General features: G+C 56.2%; 1 protein-coding gene. It reads right to left on the minus strand.

Annotation, left to right across the window (positions count from 1 at the left end; genetic code table 11):
• Nucleotides 1–423: hypothetical protein (locus NW858_RS09585; RefSeq protein ID WP_414520383.1), on the minus strand; the 423-nt coding region annotated here is incomplete at its 3' end.
• Nucleotides 424–720: the final 297 nt, after the last annotated feature.

Below are 720 nucleotides of genomic sequence, written 5' to 3' on the forward strand. Positions count from 1 at the left end.
ATCGCGAGATCTGCGGAGGGACTGGCAGTCTTGCAACTGCCGGAGGACAGGTAGCCGCGCTATCACTTCCTCAGGGGACATAGAGTGCTCTGAAGCCTGCTTGAGGATAGGCAGAGCTTGAGCTGCCCATTCCTGCGCCCAGAGGGGAGTTGAAGGGGTTTCCCCCTGCTCCAAGAGTTCCTGGCAGAGGGCAGTCGAGCGCTCCAAGTCGCCGCTTCCCTGATAAGCCATAACCAGGGCTACCCGCGCCAAAGCGCATTCCTCAGGATCTATCCTGGAACCGTTGCGCTCTTTCTGGCGGGGTGAGCTCTCCTGAATCGAGCAGCAGTAGCAGAAAGACTCGAGAAGGTTGATCGCCTCTAAGTAGCGCTCCTGCTTGAGAGCAGTGATGCCGGCACGGAGGGATCCATACGGAGGGGACATGAGCCTAAGTATAAGATAAGAAAGGATTCCAACCGCCTTGCACTGAAGGGCGTTGATGACTTAGCTTCTTATCCGAGGTTTCGTGTCTGATACTACTATACAGCTTTTGGCCAAGCGACCGCGAATCTCCTTACCCTCTTAAGCTTTTGGCAAGGGCGCTCAACTCTTACGGGCCAAGATATAAGTGCTGACGTAGTGGGTTTCTCGGCGCAACACCTCACAGCCTGCCTGCTGCAGGCGCACCCCCAGATCATCGCGGATGTAGTCCCGGTAGTAGGGTTCGTGGAAGGTTTGCAC

Origin of the sequence: Synechococcus sp. H55.10 (assembly GCF_047502715.1) — a bacterium.
GTDB lineage: Bacteria > Cyanobacteriota > Cyanobacteriia > Thermostichales > Thermostichaceae > Thermostichus.